17 protein-coding genes are annotated in these 15184 nt (G+C 72.0%); 3 read left to right on the forward strand and 14 right to left on the reverse strand.

Annotated elements, in window-relative coordinates:
- Window positions 1-86: 86 nt before the first annotated feature.
- Entirely contained in the window at window positions 87-992 is a 906-nt protein-coding gene (locus tag U5640_RS09135) for a universal stress protein (RefSeq protein WP_340375288.1), read from the reverse strand.
- 478 nt (window positions 993-1470) lie between these two features.
- Between U5640_RS09135 and U5640_RS09140 the strand changes: the two genes are divergently transcribed.
- Window positions 1471-2127: a CBS domain-containing protein gene (locus U5640_RS09140; RefSeq protein ID WP_340375289.1), complete on the forward strand. Its 657-nt coding sequence runs from the start codon at window positions 1471-1473 to the stop codon at window positions 2125-2127.
- Between the two features lie 44 nt (window positions 2128-2171).
- Window positions 2172-2540 carry an STAS domain-containing protein gene (locus tag U5640_RS09145; RefSeq protein ID WP_340385020.1) on the forward strand — a complete coding sequence of 123 codons (369 nt, stop codon included), beginning with the start codon at window positions 2172-2174 and terminating at the stop codon, window positions 2538-2540.
- Between the two features lie 286 nt (window positions 2541-2826).
- Here the strand turns inward: U5640_RS09145 and U5640_RS09150 are convergent, their stop codons facing one another.
- A complete protein-coding gene (locus tag U5640_RS09150; protein WP_340375290.1) occupies window positions 2827-2958 on the reverse strand; it encodes a hypothetical protein in 132 nt (43 codons plus the stop codon).
- 44 nt (window positions 2959-3002) lie between these two features.
- Window positions 3003-3857, reverse strand: coding sequence for a helix-turn-helix transcriptional regulator (locus U5640_RS09155; RefSeq protein ID WP_340375291.1), 855 nt, complete (start codon window positions 3855-3857; stop codon window positions 3003-3005).
- Between the two features lie 85 nt (window positions 3858-3942).
- Between U5640_RS09155 and U5640_RS09160 the strand changes: the two genes are divergently transcribed.
- Window positions 3943-4728: an SDR family oxidoreductase gene (locus U5640_RS09160; RefSeq protein ID WP_340375292.1), complete on the forward strand. Its 786-nt coding sequence runs from the start codon at window positions 3943-3945 to the stop codon at window positions 4726-4728.
- A gap of 56 nt (window positions 4729-4784) precedes the next feature.
- On the opposite strand, the gene U5640_RS09165 is transcribed toward U5640_RS09160, so the two are convergent.
- The 11 genes from U5640_RS09165 to U5640_RS09215 form a co-directional block, all read right to left on the reverse strand.
- Complete coding sequence (locus U5640_RS09165) at window positions 4785-5132, reverse strand: metalloregulator ArsR/SmtB family transcription factor (RefSeq protein ID WP_340375293.1); 348 nt, start codon at window positions 5130-5132, stop codon at window positions 4785-4787.
- Between the two features lie 140 nt (window positions 5133-5272).
- Entirely contained in the window at window positions 5273-6964 is a 1692-nt protein-coding gene (locus U5640_RS09170) for a SulP family inorganic anion transporter (protein ID WP_340375294.1), read from the reverse strand.
- Window positions 6961-7302 (reverse strand): metalloregulator ArsR/SmtB family transcription factor, encoded by a 342-nt coding sequence (locus U5640_RS09175; RefSeq protein ID WP_340375295.1) that lies wholly within the window; start codon window positions 7300-7302, stop codon window positions 6961-6963. The genes U5640_RS09170 and U5640_RS09175 overlap by 4 nt, the downstream gene beginning before the upstream one ends.
- A 173-nt stretch (window positions 7303-7475) precedes the next feature.
- Entirely contained in the window at window positions 7476-7868 is a 393-nt protein-coding gene (locus U5640_RS09180) for a hypothetical protein (RefSeq protein ID WP_340375296.1), read from the reverse strand.
- Window positions 7869-7916: 48 nt separating this feature from the next.
- Complete coding sequence (locus tag U5640_RS09185; protein ID WP_340375297.1) at window positions 7917-8546, reverse strand: DUF2306 domain-containing protein; 630 nt, start codon at window positions 8544-8546, stop codon at window positions 7917-7919.
- Between the two features lie 120 nt (window positions 8547-8666).
- A complete protein-coding gene (locus tag U5640_RS09190; protein ID WP_340375298.1) occupies window positions 8667-9470 on the reverse strand; it encodes an alpha/beta fold hydrolase in 804 nt (267 codons plus the stop codon).
- 51 nt (window positions 9471-9521) lie between these two features.
- A complete protein-coding gene (locus U5640_RS09195; protein WP_340375299.1) occupies window positions 9522-9818 on the reverse strand; it encodes a Dabb family protein in 297 nt (98 codons plus the stop codon).
- Window positions 9819-9953: 135 nt separating this feature from the next.
- The gene (locus U5640_RS09200) at window positions 9954-11288 is read right to left on the reverse strand and encodes a condensation domain-containing protein (RefSeq protein ID WP_340375300.1); all 1335 of its coding nucleotides are present in this window, start codon (window positions 11286-11288) and stop codon (window positions 9954-9956) included.
- The gene (locus tag U5640_RS09205) at window positions 11285-12580 is read right to left on the reverse strand and encodes an MFS transporter (RefSeq protein ID WP_340375301.1); all 1296 of its coding nucleotides are present in this window, start codon (window positions 12578-12580) and stop codon (window positions 11285-11287) included. The genes U5640_RS09200 and U5640_RS09205 overlap by 4 nt, the downstream gene beginning before the upstream one ends.
- 5 nt (window positions 12581-12585) lie before the next feature.
- Complete coding sequence (locus U5640_RS09210; RefSeq protein WP_340375302.1) at window positions 12586-13368, reverse strand: AfsR/SARP family transcriptional regulator; 783 nt, start codon at window positions 13366-13368, stop codon at window positions 12586-12588.
- Between the two features lie 11 nt (window positions 13369-13379).
- A complete protein-coding gene (locus U5640_RS09215) occupies window positions 13380-15182 on the reverse strand; it encodes a non-ribosomal peptide synthetase (RefSeq protein ID WP_340375303.1) in 1803 nt (600 codons plus the stop codon).
- Window positions 15183-15184: the final 2 nt, after the last annotated feature.

Genomic DNA, 15184 nt, shown 5'->3' on the forward strand with positions numbered 1-15184 from the left:
GCCGGACGAGGGTGCCGGCCCGGACGGCGAGTGACGGGCCGTGGCCGTGGCCGAGCGCTGGGCGGCAGACCCACCGCTCGGCGGGGTCAGTCGTGCGCGACGACGGCCACGGGAGCGGTGGCGTGGTGCAGGACGGCATGGGTGACGGGGCCGATGTGCCCCCCGAACGGCCGGCGGCGGATCCGCCGGCCCACCACCACCAGCGAGGCCGTACGGGACGCGTCGATCAGGAGGCCGGTCGGGCTGCCCGTGCGGAACTCCTCGACCACATCGAGGGACGGGTACTTCTGCCGCCAGGCGTGCAGTGCCTCACCGAGTGCGGAGGCATGCCAGTGGGCGACCTCGTCGTACCGCTCCAGGTCGGTGGTCGGGCCGTCCAAGTAGTACGGGGGGAGGCTCCAGCCGTGTACGACCCGCAGGCCGGTGTCCCGTCGGACGGCCTCGTCGCAAGCGAAGTCGATCATCGAGGCATCGAGGTGGTCGACGTCGAGCCCGAGGACGACAGGCCGATAGCGCGTCGCGGCCGAAGGACTCCCCGCCGCATCGGTCTCGTGCTCGTCCGTCGCCTGCTCGCCGGCACGGACCAGGATCACGGGACACTCGGTGTGCGCGACGACGGCCGAGCCGACGGACCCGACCAGGAACCCTCCGATTCCGCTCAGCCCCCGGGAGCCGAGGACGAGCAACTCGGCGTCCTTGGCGGCGTCGGACAGCACCTCGCTCGGACGACCGGTCAGTTGGTCGGCGGTCACGTCGACGCCGGGGTGGCGCAGCCGGAGTCCTTCGGCGGCATGGCGCGGAATCTTCGCGCTCCAGCGCCGGCGGGTCTCGGCGCCGAGCAGCGGAGCCTGCGACGTGGGATCCGGTACCGGCTCCCACACCTGGAGGATCCTGACCGGCAGGCCGCGCAACTGCGCCTCGCGGGCCGCCCACTCGGCCGCGGCCCGGCTCTCGGGCGAGCCGTCGAGGCCGACGGTGATCGTGCGCGTCATGGTCTCCGCCTCCTGAGTGAGGGCCGCTGGTCCTGCAGCGCGAGCGCGAGCGGTCACCCGGGGACACCGTCCTGCAGCAACCGGCCCGTTTGGTCGTCGCGTCCGTTCGCGGGTCGAGACCGCCGAGCCACGCGCCTCCACCAAGGATCACCCGACGCATGTCGTCCTGCTCGGCGATCGCCGGGTCCGGCCGCGCTCGGCCCGGTGCCCCGTCCTGCCTCCTCGCTCCACCGTCCCTCGCACAGATCGCTCCGGCAGGGGTCGGTCGGCCCCCGAAGCGCACCGTTCGGCCCTGTCCCTGCGGGCTCGGAGCCGTGAGGCTCGAGGTAATGGACGCAAACCATGAGCGTGAACGTCGTCCCGCCGGTCGGCGGCGGGTGCTCGCCGTCGGTGCGGGGCGCTCGGCGTCCTGGGGCTCGTCGCCGTCCTGGTACCGGAAGTGATCGTCGCCGTTCCCGGACACCCCGAGGAGGAGATCATGAGAACCGGCCCGCACGTCGTGAGTGACGTGATGACACGTGCCGTCGTCGCCGTCGGTGTCGACACGCCGTTCAAGGACGTCGTCCGGCTCATGGAGCGGTGGAGGATCGGCGCACTGCCCGTACTCGGCGGCGAGGGCCGGGTGATCGGGGTCGTCTCCGAGGCCGATCTGCTGCCCAAGGAGGAGTTCCGGGACGGCGTTCCGGACCGGTACGCCCAGCGGCAGCGCTTGTCCGACCTGGCGAAGGCCGACGCGCTGACGGCCGGAGATCTGATGAGCAGCCCGCCCGTCACCGTGCACGGCGCCACCACGTTGGCCGAGGCCGCGCGCATCATGGCCAGGCGCGGCGTCAAGTGGCTGCCCGTCGTCGACGCCGAGGGCAGGATCGAGGGGGTCGTCGGCCGCTCGGATCTGCTCAAGGTGTTCCTGCGGGACGACGAGGACCTCACCGAGGAAGTACGTCACGAGGTCGTCGACCGCCTTTTCCCGCTGCCCGCCGACCACATCCGGGTCGAGGTCCACGACGGGGTCGTGACCCTCGCGGGGTGGGTGGACGGCGCGGGGCTGATCCCGGTGGCGGAGCGTCTGGCGCGGGCCGTCGAGGGGATCGTCGACGTCCGTTGCCGTCTCAACGGCGCGATCGGTGCCCGATAGCGCACGGCGGCCCCGCCTGGGTGCTCCCGGCAGCCTCCGGGCCGATCACCACACGAGGTCCACGCCCTGCCGAGCGCATCACGCCGGTGGCGCGCCTGGACGCGTTGACCGCCGGTCCGCGCCTCGACCTGGTGCTCGACCTGCGTCCCGTGTCCTTCATCGACTGCGCCTGGCTGGGCGTGCTGTGCCGGGCACTGAAGCGGACCCGGATCCGGCACGGACGGCTGCGGCTGGTCACGGACAGCACCCGCTTCCTGCGGCTCCTGCGCTGCACGGGCCTGGCCGGCGGCTGCGGCATCCATCCCCGCTGGCCCGCCGACCTGATCAGCGCGCCGGTCACGCAGTCCGTCTCCGCTCCGGCCGACCGGGCACCGACTGCACCTGCGTCGACGGCGGCTGCCCGGCGTCCATGACGGTGAACCCCGGTTTCTCGGTCTCGGACGAAGGGCGCCGGAGCCGTGGAGCGTCATATGGGCGTCACTGCCGCGGCTCGGCCCTCTCCGCCGGGCGTGTGGGGAGCAGAGCCGCTGGTGCGGATCGGAGGCGCGCGTGATGGCCGAGTCGTCCGCAGGTGCCGCAGGACCGCCAGGCCCCGCTCCCCCTCGGCAGGGCATACGGGTGGGTCAGCCGGTCGGCTCCGGCCACCCGGCGCCAGACGACCGCTTTCCGACAGGGCGGCCCTGACATCCAGAGGTCTCGTCAGGTTTGCACGGTGGGCCGGACCACGATCTCGTTGACGTCGACGTGGGCGGGCTGCCCGATCGCGTAGCCGATCGCGGAGGCGATGGCGGAGGCGATGGCGGGGGGCGGCATCGCGATCTCGTCGCGCATCCGCACAGACGTACCGGGTGGGGCGTGTGCCACGGACTGTCCGATTACTGGTGGTATTCGGCGGCCGAGGTGCCGAGGACGCCCAGAAGGGCCAGTGCTTCGGCGCTGGGGGACCCCTGCGGGGCGCTGTAGAGCACGAGGCGCTGGTCGCGGTCGGTGAGTGCGAGTGAGTCGCAGTCGACGGTTATCTCTCCGACGGTCGGGTGGCGGAAGGTCTTCGTCAGCCCCGGCGCGGCACGGACGTCGTGCCGCTCCCAGAGCCGGGAGAAGTCCGTGCTGGCCTCGCGGAGCTCGTCGACGAGGCCGATCACCGCGGGATCCGCCGGGTAGCGGGCTGCGGTGGCACGCAGCTCCAGCACCACATGGTGGCGGAACGCAGCGGAGTCGGAGACCCCGTACAGCGGCGCGTCGGCGCTCTCCGCCGCAAGGAATGCCCGGCGCGCGAGGTTGCGGTCCTTGGGGTCGAGCGTGGCGAAGTCCTCCATGAGAGCTGCCGCGAGGTCGTTCCAGGCGAGCACCTCGAACGTGGCGGACATGACGAAGCCGACTGTCTGTGGCAGCCGTTCGAGCAGGGTGATGATGCTCGGGCGCACGTCCCGCCGGTGCAGTGGGACACGTTTCGGGGTGGTGCCCGCCAGCACGTGGAGGTGGTCGGATTCGGCTTCCGTGAGGAGTAGGGCGCCCGCGATCCCGGCGAGAACGTCCCCGGAGGGTCTTGAGGCCGCTCTGCCTTGTTCGAGGCGGACGTAGTACTCCGTGGAGATGTGCGCCAGGACTGCCACCTCCTCGCGCCGAAGACCCGGTGTCCGCCGTCGCGGGCCCGGGGGCAGACCGACGTCCTGGGGGCGCAGCCGTTCCCGACGGCTGCGGAGGAAAGTGCCCAGCTCCTGCTTGTCCATGCTCCGAGTCTGCACACTCGGCGGAGCAGGATCCTGGTACAGCTTGTGCCTGTATCGGGTTCGGAGACCGGCGAACGCTGCTGCCATGACCACCAACACGGACATCACCCCCATCGGCCTGCTGAACGCCAAGGTCGTGTTCATCACCGGCGCCAGCCGCGGTATCGGCGCCGCCGCGGCCAGGCTCTTCGCGCGAGAGGGGGCCAAGGTCGTACTGGCCGCCCGCAGTACCGACGCCCTCGAGCGGATCGTGACCGAGATCCGCGCCGACGGCGGCGTCGCCGACGCGATCACCCTGGATCTCGCCGATGGCGCGAGCATCCGCGCCGCGGTCGACCACGTCCACCAACTGCACGGACAGCTCGACGGTGCCTTCAACAACGGCGCAGTCCCCCAGCGGCAGGTCGGCCCGGTCGACACCACCGGCGACGAGGACATCGATGAGCAGTTCGCCGTGAACTTCCGCTCGCACTGGATCGCCATGAACGCCCAGGCCACCCTCATGCGACAGGGCGGAGGCGGGGCCATCGTCAACACCTCCAGCATCGGCAGCCGCCGCGCCAATCCCGCCCTGCCCGCCTACGGAGCCATGAAGCGCGCGCTCAACAGCCTCACCGAGACCGCCGCGGTCAACTGGGCTCCCGCCAACATCCGGGTGAACGGCATCACTCCCGGTGGCACCTCCACCGAAATGATCGACACCTGGGAGGCGGCCACCCCCGGCATCATCGAGCAGATCACCGCATCGATCCCGCTGGGCCGGATGGCCGAGCCCCATCACATCGCCGAGGCGGCCGCTTGGCTGCTCAGCGACCGCGCCTCGTACGTGACCGGCGCGATTCTGCCGGTTGACGGCGGCGCCGGCGCCTGACCGGGACAGCCCGGCACCACTTCTTGGGGAGACGGCCGCCGATCCCGGGGCCGCCGTCACGAGCGCGGCTTGGCCTCCTGGGCGGCCTGCAGGTCGGCGAGCAGCTCGGCCTGCCCGGCCAGCACCCCGGTCAGAATGGTCCGCGCCACCCGCAGCAGCTCCGCCACGTCCGGGCTGGTCAGGGAGTAGTACACGGTCGAGCCTTCCTTGCGTGTCCTGACCAGGTCGGCCCGCCGCAGCACCGCGAGCTGCTGGGAGAGGTGGGCGGGTTCGATACCGACCTCGGGCAGCATTTCGGCGACCGCGTGCTCACGCTCGCTGAGCAGTTCCAGGACGCGGATGCGGGCGGGGTGGCCGAGGGTTTTGAAGAACTCGGCCTTCAGCTGGTACAGCGGCATGCTCACCTGACCGTCCCCTTCCGTGTGGCACCGCCGGCCACGCCGACCCCGCACCGAGAACCGGCCCCGCCTGATTCAGCAGTGATGACCTCACGAATTGCCGACATTAGCAATTCCTGAGGTCATGTGAGGGGGTTGCGTGAGGATCACCGCTCCGCGCGGGCGGGCAGGACCCCGGCCGTCTCCAGGTGGTCGCGGGCGGCGCGGATCGCCTCGGGGGTGCTGGCGTAGTCCCGGCCCTCGTACCTGAGAAGGTCGAGCGCGCCGACGGAGGCGAGGACCTGGCGCTGACCGGAACGTATCCCGGACGCCAGGACAGTGATGCCACGGTGCCGCAGTTTCTCCACCGCGTCCTTGAGGACGAGGGCTCCGGTGGCGTCCATCGTCGACACCCGGGACATGCGCAGGATGACGACGCGGACGTCGGCGACCTCGGTCAGTTCCAGCAGGAAGCGGTGGGCGGCGGCGAAGAACAGGGGGCCGTCGATGCGGTAGGCGACGATGTGCTCGGCCAGCAGGGCGTGTTCCTCCGCCGTGTGGTCGCCCTTGTCGAGCGGCACCTGGTCGAAGCGGGCCTGCTTGGCGACGGCACGCAGGGCGAGGGCACCGGCGACGACGAGGCCGATGACGACCGCGTACACGAGGTCGAGGGCGAGAGTCGCGACGGCGGTCAGGACAAGGATCAGCGCGTCGGAGCGGGTGGCCTTCGCCATGGCCTTCAGCGAGCCGACCTCGATCATGCGGATCGCCGTGGCCAGCAGCACCCCGGCCAGGGCCGCGAGCGGGATCTTCGAGACCAGGGGCGCCGCGGCGAAGACGACCACCGCGAGGATCGCAGCATGTGTGAGGGCGGCGAGCCGGGAGCTCGCGCCGGTGCGGACATTGACCGCGGTGCGGGCGATCGCCCCCGTGGCGGGGACACCGCCGAAGAGCGGGGCGGCGATGTTCGCGAGGCCCTGGCCGAACAACTCCCGGTCCGGGTCATGTTTCTGACCGACCGTCATGCCGTCAGCGACCGACGCGGACAGCAGGGACTCCAGGGCGGCCAGGGCGGCGACCGCCACGGCCGGGGCGAGCAGAGTGCCCAGTGAGCCGAGGTCGAGGAAGGACAGTGAGGGCGCGGGCAGCCCGGCGGGCAGGTCGCCTATCGGCTTCGCCGCGTGCAACCCGGCGACCTGTGCGACGACGGTCGCGGCGATCACGGCCAGGACGGAGAACGGAACGGTCGGCCGCCGGCGCGCCCCGACCAGCATGACGGCGGCGACGGCAAGGGCGAATCCGAGAGCGGTCCAGTTCGGGACCTTGGCGAACTCCTCGACGGCCCGCCAGGTCACCGCCAGCACCCGGTCGCCCTCCGGCTTGGGCACGCCGAGGGCGTTCGGGATCTGCTGCAGGCCGATCACGCAGGCGATGCCGAGGGTGAAGCCCTCGACCACGGGGGCCGGGATGTACTGCATGTAGCGGCCGGCCTTCAGCGCGGCCAGCGCCACCAGTATCACGCCTGCCATCAGCCCGACCGTGAGGACGCCCGTCGGCCCGTGCCGACCCACGATGGGCACGAGAACCACCGTCATGGCGCCGGTCGGCCCGGACACCTGCAGGTTCGAGCCGCCGAAGAGCGCGGCGAGCGCACCCGCGACCACGGCGGTCGCCAGTCCCGCCTCCGCGCCCAGCCCGGAGGAGACGCCGAAGCCGAGCGCGAGCGGCAGCGCCACGATGGCCACGGTCAGCCCGGCCAGCAGATCCCGGCGCGGGTCGCGCCGCATCTCCGCCAGATCGGCGCCGCCGGGCAGCAGCGACGAGATCCGGGCCCGGGCCCGGTTGATCCGCGGGGTCATCGCGTGGCGACCTCGGCTTCCCTCAGCTCGGCGAGCAGTTCGTTCCGTCCGGCGAGCATCTCGGTCAGGATCCGCCGCGCGGCCGCCATCAGCTCGGCCACGTCCCCGCCGGCCAGCTCGTAGACGACCGTGGAACCCTCGCGGGTCGAGGTGACGATCCCCGAGCGGCGGAGCACCGCCAGCTGCTGGGACAGGCCGGAGGGCTCCACCTCGATGGCGGCCAGCAGCTCCCGTACCGGCATCGGCCCGTCCTGCAGCAGCTCCAGCACCCGGATCCTCACGGGGTGCCCGAGCATCCGGAAGAACTCGGCCTTGGCCTGGTACAGCGGAACGGACACGATCCCTCGGCTTCCCCTACGAGCCCCACCCTTCGGGCGGACGCGAAAGGCCGCGCCCGTGGCTACCTGCGAGCCCAGCCAATACAGCATCTAACGACTTGCGAAATTTTGCAATTCATCATCAGACTGCTGCCCGGACGTTCCACGGCGTCCGTCGGCCGATGGCGGGACGTCTACCAGAGGGTGGCCGGTCCCGTGACGACCCAGCCGGCGTCGACGGACCTGACCCAGAAGCTCAGCGCCACCTCGATCATCTGCGCGCGGCAGGTGATCTCGACGCAGACATGGCTGCCGGTGTCGTCCCAGTGGAAGTCCGCGAGATCCAGTTCGCCGAGCCAGGACAGATCCTGCTCCCACTCGTCGGCAGCAGGATTCCTGCTCCCCTCGTCCCCGTCGGCACGTGCTTCGACGGACCCGGTCCACAGCGACTTGAGCACATGACGGACCGGGTGGTGATCGATGAGCTGTTCGGCCTCAGGGATGCTCCCGGCCCGGAGCAGGCCGAAGCAGCGGCGAACGACCGCTTCGACGTCCGCCTCGGCAGGGTGCTCCGTCCAGATCCTCACCGCGAGATGATACGAGTCCGGTGACTGCCTCGGTCTGGTGGCAGCGGGTCACCCGTCGGCCCCCGCGTACCGCCTTCTCGCCACGGCGCCCTGCCGGCGCTGGATCCACCACTCCGCGATCAGCAGGTTCCCCACGAAGGACAACCAGTTCGCGGCAGCTGCGATGTCGTGGTCCGTGGCTCCGTAACTGTCCGGGACGACGCCCTTCATCACCACGACGTAGAGCCGCCCGGTGATCGCGGCCGAGGTCAGGGCGAAGGAGCGGATCATCCAGATGCGGTGCATGCGGAAGTTCCGGCCGAGCGCGGTACGCAGCCCCTGGACGCCGGTGACGAACCACAGCACGCTCAGCACGGAGAGCGGCAGGCTGACGGCCAGCCCGTTCAGGGACATCACGGCGACGGCGAACGCGAAGACCGAGCCGGGCAGGACGCAGGCGACGTAGACGCGGCCGACCCACCGGTGCACCGGGCGGCGGGGCGTCTGCAACGACGGTACGAACTGCAGCACCCCGACGGCGAGCGCGATCACAGCGGTGGCGACGTGCGTCACCAGCAGTCCGTAGTCCAGGGGGCCGCGGACCGGTGATCTGCTCCGGTCGAGGTCGAGGGTCACATAGGCGCTCGCGGAGAACACCGCCACCGCGAGGGAGACGAGACCCGCGAATCCCAGCCACACGAGATATCCGGTGGAATTCCTTCGCTTACGCGCGGGTGGGGGTGCAGCGACGGCTGACTCGGCGGGAGACAAGTCGGAGGTCATGATACGCACTCCTGACGAAAGTGAGGGCCGTCTCCTTCATCGGGCGGAGACGGGTGGAGCGTTCCGAACGCCGTAGGGAGCGGGCAGGAGAGAGGCGGATATCAGGGCCGCGATTTCCTGGATGTGATCCTCGGGGAAGAAATGTCCGCCGGAAAAGACGCGCAGCTCGGCGGGGCCGGTGGTGTGCGTCGTCCAGCGTCGGGCTTCCTCGGACGTGACCATGGGGTCGCGGTCTCCGGTGAGGGCGACCAGCGGGCAGGTGAGTCGGAGGCCGGGGTCGGGGCGGTGTGTCTCCACCGCCGTGTAGTCGCTGCGCAGCACCGGCAGGATCAGCCGCAGCATCTGCTGGTTCGCCACCAGGGCGGGCGCAGTGCCGCCGAGCCGGCGGATCCTCGTGATCAGTGCTGCGTCGTCCAACCGGTGGACGTTCTCCGCCCGCACGCAGGAAGGAGCGCGGCGACCGGAGACGAAGAGGTGGGTGACGGAGCCGGGACCCGCGGTCCGCTCCAGGCGGGAGGCGACCTCCCAGGCGAGGACGGCGCCCATGCTGTGCCCGAAGAGGGCCAGAGGCGGGCCCGGTCCTCTCATGAGGACGGCGCAGATGTCGTCCGCGAGCCGCGCGAGGTCTTCCACGCACGGCTCGCCGTAGCGGTCCTGGTGGCCGGGGTACTGGACGGCCAGGGTGTCCACCGCCGGCGCCAGGGCCTGCGACAGGGGGACGTACTGCGTCGCCGAGCCACCGGCGTGCGGGAAGCACACGAGCCGGGGGGTGCCCGGGACGGCGGACTGGTACCGGCGCAGCCACCGGCTCTCCGCGCCGGTGTCGAGGTGAACGGTCATGGCGTGATCCCGTGTTCCCTTCCTCGGGTGCTCCTGGTCACGGCGCCGCCCTCAGTGCTCGGCCAGGTCGACGACGACCCAGTCGGATATCTCCCGCCATCTCTCCACGGACTGCTGGTGGAAGGCGTTCTTCTGGTAGTTCTCCAGCCCGGCGAGATCGGGAAGGACACCGACGGCGGCGAAGTCGTAGGAGATGTCACGGGCCACGCAGTTCCAGCCCACCCGCCAGCTGAGCAACTCCGGCACATGACGGCCGACTTCTCTCGCGAGTTTCTCGGCCTCCAGGACGGACGGGGCCCTGCGGTCGACACCGTCCTTGAGTTTGAACAGCACGATATGGGTGATCATCGATACCTCTCTCGGATAAAGCGAACGGCGCGCGACGGCTTCCGCTCGATCCTGCCCAGGGCCCCGAATCGCATCAACGGCGATTCGTCGATGCGACGCATCGAGAAAACAGCTTTTCTGCAGGAAACAGCTTTTCTACGGGGCGGCGACCGCTGTCGGCAGTGCGGCGTAGAGGTGCCGGCGGAGCGAGTCGAGCAGCGCCCCGAAAGCCTCCTGCGCCAGGTCGTCCGAGGCCCCGGACCGCTCCCAGACCAGGCGCACCAGGAGTTCGTCGCCGTACGAGGCGGCCACCCCCACCGGTGCCGCGTAGCGCAGCGGCGCGGCGACATGGGTCTCACGGCCGGTCTCCCCGGCCAGGCGCAGTGCCGACCGGCGGCCGAGGTCCTCGAAGGTGAGGATCCCGTCCAGCGTTCCCTGCCAGTTCCCCCCGGTGAGCCGGACGGCGCGCACCACTTCGTCGTAGGGGGTGCCGGCGTGGTCCAGGTCGTCCCACCAGGCGGCCGCGGTGTCCTCGATCCGCGCGGGCCCGGAGGCGGCGGGGTGGACCAGCGTGTTGATGAAGCAGCCCATGACGTCCGGCTGTCCCGCGGGCCGGCCGCCCCAGGGGTAGCCGAGCGCGGGTGTCCCACCGCCGGCGGACCAGGTGCGCAGGGCGGCAGCACCGGCGTCGAGCAGGGCGGGGAAGAGCACGCCACGGCTTCTCGGGGGTACGGCGGGCAGCACATGGCTGAGCATGCCCTTCTCCGGGCTCCTGTCGTCCTGGGCGTCCTGGGCGTCCTGGGTCTGCGGGGGTCCGGCGACCGGTCCGCCCAGGCCGCTCAGCCGCTCGCCCCAGTAGGTCAGGGACGCCTCCGTGGACGCCGTGCGCTCGGCCTCGAGCTGGCTCTCCACCGCCTCCCGGTAGACGGCGCCGTCCTCGGCCCCGTGTCGCGGCCCGTCGCCGTTGCCCGTGTCCTCGTAGGCCCGGGAGATCCCGGAGACGACGGCGCCCAGCGACTGTTCGTCACAGGCCAGATGGTCGAGCACCACGGCCAGGGTCTCCTGTTCCTCCTCGGGGCCGCACGCCAGCAGCAGCCGCAGGGCCGGGCCGTGCGTCTGCGCGGTGCCCAGCTCCGCGCGCAGGGCGTCCCGCGCCGCCCCGGCCGGTACGGGCACGCGTCGGACGTCGACCGAGGGCTCACCGGCGTGGAGCACGGGAACGCCCTTGAGGAGGCCGACCCGGCCGCGCAGGACGGTGTGCCGCCCGGCGAAGCCGACCGCCGCCCGCCGCAGGCGCGACAGGTCGAGCGCGCCCCGCGGGAAGTGGAAGAACAGCGGAGCGAGGTCCGGGCGGCCCAGCGGGTCGAGGGCGCGCGCGAGCAGGAACCGGCGCTGCGCCCCGGTGAGCGGATGGAAGGCGGTGGGATCGGCCGTCGTCCCCACGACGGCCCGGTACCGCGTCAGATAGCTGTCGGTGATGCTGAGGCTCACGTGGAACGGGCCTTTCCGTGATCGGGTTCGCCTGCCACGGGCGTGGCCTCGTCGGCCGGTCGCTTCGACCGCTTGCGCAGCGGGGACGACAGCAGCAGGAGCGGCAGGCAGAGGAAACCGGCCGCACAGCCCCAGAGGGCCGCCCTCGGCCCCGACGCGGACGCGAGCGCTCCCCCGGCGAGGGCGCCGACGGGCATGGCGCACAGGGCCACGAAGCGCATGGTGGCGTTCATACGGCCCAGCAGTCCGGGCGGGCAGACCGTCTGCCGGAAAGTGAGCTGCGCGACGTTGTACGTGACCGCGCCGAACCAGACGACGGCGAGTCCGGTGGCGAACGTGTACGGAGCCGACGGGCCGGCGGACAGCGGCCACAGGACCGCGAACGGGGAGGTCACGGTGATCGACAGCAGGATCAGTCGGACCTGGCCGAAGTACGCGGCCAGACGCCCCGCGAGGAGCGCTCCGGCGAGCCCGCCGACGGCCGAGGCGGAGAGCACCAGCCCGATCTGCAGCGGCGACAGGCCGAGCACTCGGGTCCAGAAGGCGGTCTGCACGGCGAGGAGGAAGGAGGTGAAGAGGTTGGACACGCCGGTGGTGACGGCGATCACCCGCAGCTCCGGGTGCCCGAAGACGACCTTGACTCCGGTGAGGACGTCCTTTCTGAGCGTCCGGTCCGCCGCCGGTTCGGGCGCCGCCTCACGGAAGCGGATGCGCAGCAGCAGCACGGCGGAGAGGAGGTAGCTGATCGCATCCGTGATGAGTGCCAGCGGCGCGCCCATGGCCTGGACGAGTCCGCCGCCGATCCCCGGTCCCACGACCTCCGCGGACGACTGCACGGTGGCCACCGCCCCGTTGCCGGCGATCAGCCGGTCGCGGGGCAGCAGGCCGGGCAGGAACGACTGGCTCGCGACGTCGGAGAGGAGCGTCGCGGCTCCGGTCACCGCGGCGGCCAGGTACAGGTGCGCCAGTGTCAGCCGGTCGACGGCCGCCGCCACCGGCAGGGAGCCGATGGCGACGAACCGCAGCACGTCCGTCTGGACGAGCACCGGCAGCCGGCGCACCTTGTCCACCCACACTCCCGCCGGCAGACCGACGATCAGCATGGCGGCGGTCTCCACCGCCGTCAGGAGCCCGAGGTGGAAGGGCGAGGCGTCCAGTTCCAGCGCGGCGACGAGCGGCAGGGCGAGGAGCGTGATCTGACTGCCGGTCTTGCTCGCCGCGTAGCCGATCAGGAAGAGCCGGAAGTCCCGATGGCCGGAGAGAGGGCCGCGCAGCAGGCGCCGCGTGCGCACGGCCCTCACCCGGCAGCCGCTAGGGAGACGGGGCGCGGACCCGCCGGATACGGGCCCCGCTCGTCCCGCAGGACGGTCTGCATCAGCTCGCGCAGTTCGTGACCCGGTTCGATGCCGAGTTCCGCGACGAACAGGGAGCGCACGCGCCGGAAGGTCTCCAACGCCTCGACGCGGCGGCCTGAGCGGTGCAGGGCGAGCATGTACTGACCGATCAGCCGCTCCCGGAACGGATGGCGGTCGACGAGCGGCCGCAGCCGCCCCGCCAGGGAGAGGGTCCGGCCCAGCGCCAGCTGGGCCTCCGCCAGGCCCTCCACGGCGGAGACCGCCATGTCCTCCAGCCAGGGCCCGTGCAACCGGTCGAGCGTCGGGGACTCCGTGCGGCAGACGAAGGGCTCGTGCCACAGGGCGAGTGCCGCGCGGTAGCGGACCTCGGCCGCCGCGTGGTCACCGACGGCCATCAGGGCGTGCGCCTGGTCGGTCTCGCGTCGGAAGACCTCCAGGTCGAGTTCGGACGGGCCGACGCGCAGGACGTAGCCGCCGGGTTCGGTCAGCAGGTCGGCTCCCGCGTCCCCCATCCGTTTGCGGAGCTGGTGCACGTAGAGCCGGACGAGGGCGTGTGCGCTCTGCGGCCGCTCGTGCTCCCACAACGCCTCCGCGATGTCGTCGACCGACTGGAACTCGTTGGCGCCGAACAGCAGCGTGGCCAGCAGGATCCGGTGTTTCGCGCCGCCGATGTCGACCTTCCTGGGGCCGGACATCTCGACGCGCCCGAGCAGGCGATACTTCACTGGAGGGCACCTCACTGCCGTGCCGAGCGCGTTCCGACCAGCTTCGCTATGCCCTGGAGATCGGGCTGCCGGAGCAGCTCGTGGGCCCGCAGCCGTACCTCGTAGCGCTGTTCCAGCGCGGCCAGCAGCCGCGCGCCGCCCAGTGAATTGCCGCCCGCCGCAAGGAAGTTGTCCTGGATACCGATACCGGAGTCCCCGAGGATCTCCCGGCACAGTCCGAGCACGTGCCCCTCGATCGGGGAGAGGTCCGCGCCCGCGTCCGCGGGCTGCTCCGCCGCGTGCGCGTGGCGGGCCAGCAGCGCCGCCCGGTCGATCTTGCCGTTGGGGTTCAGGGGGAACTCGTCGACCCGGTGGAAGGCGGTGGGGCAGGCCTGTTCGGGAAGCCATGCGCGTGCGTGGCCGCGCAGTGCGGCGGGGGGCGGTGGCTCGGCCCCCTCCTCGGTCTCGAGGAAGGCGACGAGCACCGCGGTGTCACCGGCGTCCCGGTGCACGGCCACCACCGCGCGGCGGACGCGGGCGTCGCGTTCCAGCACCCGTTCCACCTCGGCGAGTTCCGTGCGGACACCGCCCACCTTGACCTGGTCGTCGAGGCGTCCGAGGAAGTCGAGCACTCCGTCCGGGCGCATCACGACCTGGTCGCCGGTGCGGTAGACGCGGCCGGTGCCGTCCTGGGTGACGAACCGCTGCGCGGTCAGTTCCGGGTCGAAGTACCCGAGGGCGAGGCAGTGGCCGCCGACCCTCAGTTCGCCGGCGACGCCCCGGGGTACCGGCCGGCCGGTCTCGTCGGTGACGAGGACCGTGGCACCCGGCACGGGCCGACCGATGGCGGGGTCCCGGTCGGCGGTCGGTTCGGCCGGGTCGAGCGGGTGGGTGGTGGTCACGACGGTGGCCTCGGCCGGACCGTAGGCGTTGTACACCTGGGCGGTCACGTCCGGACCGGGCCTGCGGCGCAGGCGGTCGCCGCCGATGCCGAGGTGGCGCAGGGCGAGTCCGGCGGGCCAGGGCCGTTCGAGGACGGGTTCGGCCAGCGGGGTGGGGAGGAAGCCGACGGTGACGCGGGCGTCGCGCCACCAGTCGGTGAGCGTGCCGGTGTCCCAGCGGACCTCCACGGGGCTCACCGTCAGTGCGGCTCCGGACGTGAGTGTCGCCCACATCTCCAGCACGTGGGCGTCGAAGGCGACGCCCATCAGGAAGCTGTGGCGGTCGTCCGGCCCCAGCCCGGTCCGGTCGCGGTACCACTTCGCGAGGGAACCGAGCGACTCCTTCCCCACCGCGACCGCCTTCGGTTCGCCCGTCGAACCGGAGGTGAGGACCGCGTAGTAGGTGCCCTCGGGGGTCGGGAAGGCGTCGTCGGCCGGGGTGAGGGGGGCCACGACTGCGTCGGTGCCGGGCACGGGCAGGGGCCGTGCCGGGGCCGACCGGTGCTCGGCCGGCAGACGCTCGGGGGCGGCGACGAGGCAGCTCAGGCGCAGGGTGCGGGTCGCCGTGCGGATCCGCTGCTCGCCGGCGTCGGGTCCGAGCGGGAGGTAGACGGCGCCCAGCCGGGCCACCGCCACCGCGACGGCGGCCAGCGCCACCGAGCGGTCCAGGCACACGCCCACGAGATCGCCCGGCCGGACGTGGTCGCCCAGGGCTTCGGCGGTCTCGTCGGCGAGGCGGTCGAGTTCGGCGTAGGTGGAGCGGTGTGCGCCGTCGATCACCGCGGGGGCGTCGGGGGTGCGCAGCGCCCAGTCGTGGAAGTGTTCGTGGACCCGGTCGTCCCGGACCGCGTCGGCGGCGAGGACGCTGGGCAGGGGGGAGGGGTTCGCGGTCATGT

The sequence above is a fragment of the Streptomyces sp. SS7 genome, assembly GCF_037993025.1.
Classification (GTDB): domain Bacteria; phylum Actinomycetota; class Actinomycetes; order Streptomycetales; family Streptomycetaceae; genus Streptomyces.

What these genes read in the sequence shown, in the direction of transcription:
- U5640_RS09135 (WP_340375288.1), bottom strand. Translation starts at nt 992, where the DNA reads ATGACGCGCACGATCACCGTCGGCCTCGACGGCTCGCCCGAGAGCCGG.
- U5640_RS09140 (WP_340375289.1), top strand. Translation starts at nt 1,471, where the DNA reads ATGAGAACCGGCCCGCACGTCGTGAGTGACGTGATGACACGTGCCGTC.
- U5640_RS09150 (WP_340375290.1), bottom strand. Translation starts at nt 2,958, where the DNA reads ATGCGCGACGAGATCGCGATGCCGCCCCCCGCCATCGCCTCCGCCATC.
- U5640_RS09155 (WP_340375291.1), bottom strand. Translation starts at nt 3,857, where the DNA reads ATGGACAAGCAGGAGCTGGGCACTTTCCTCCGCAGCCGTCGGGAACGG.
- U5640_RS09160 (WP_340375292.1), top strand. Translation starts at nt 3,943, where the DNA reads ATGACCACCAACACGGACATCACCCCCATCGGCCTGCTGAACGCCAAG.
- U5640_RS09170 (WP_340375294.1), bottom strand. Translation starts at nt 6,964, where the DNA reads ATGACCCCGCGGATCAACCGGGCCCGGGCCCGGATCTCGTCGCTGCTG.
- U5640_RS09190 (WP_340375298.1), bottom strand. Translation starts at nt 9,470, where the DNA reads ATGACCGTTCACCTCGACACCGGCGCGGAGAGCCGGTGGCTGCGCCGG.
- U5640_RS09195 (WP_340375299.1), bottom strand. Translation starts at nt 9,818, where the DNA reads ATGATCACCCATATCGTGCTGTTCAAACTCAAGGACGGTGTCGACCGC.
- U5640_RS09215 (WP_340375303.1), bottom strand. Translation starts at nt 15,182, where the DNA reads ATGACCGCGAACCCCTCCCCCCTGCCCAGCGTCCTCGCCGCCGACGCG.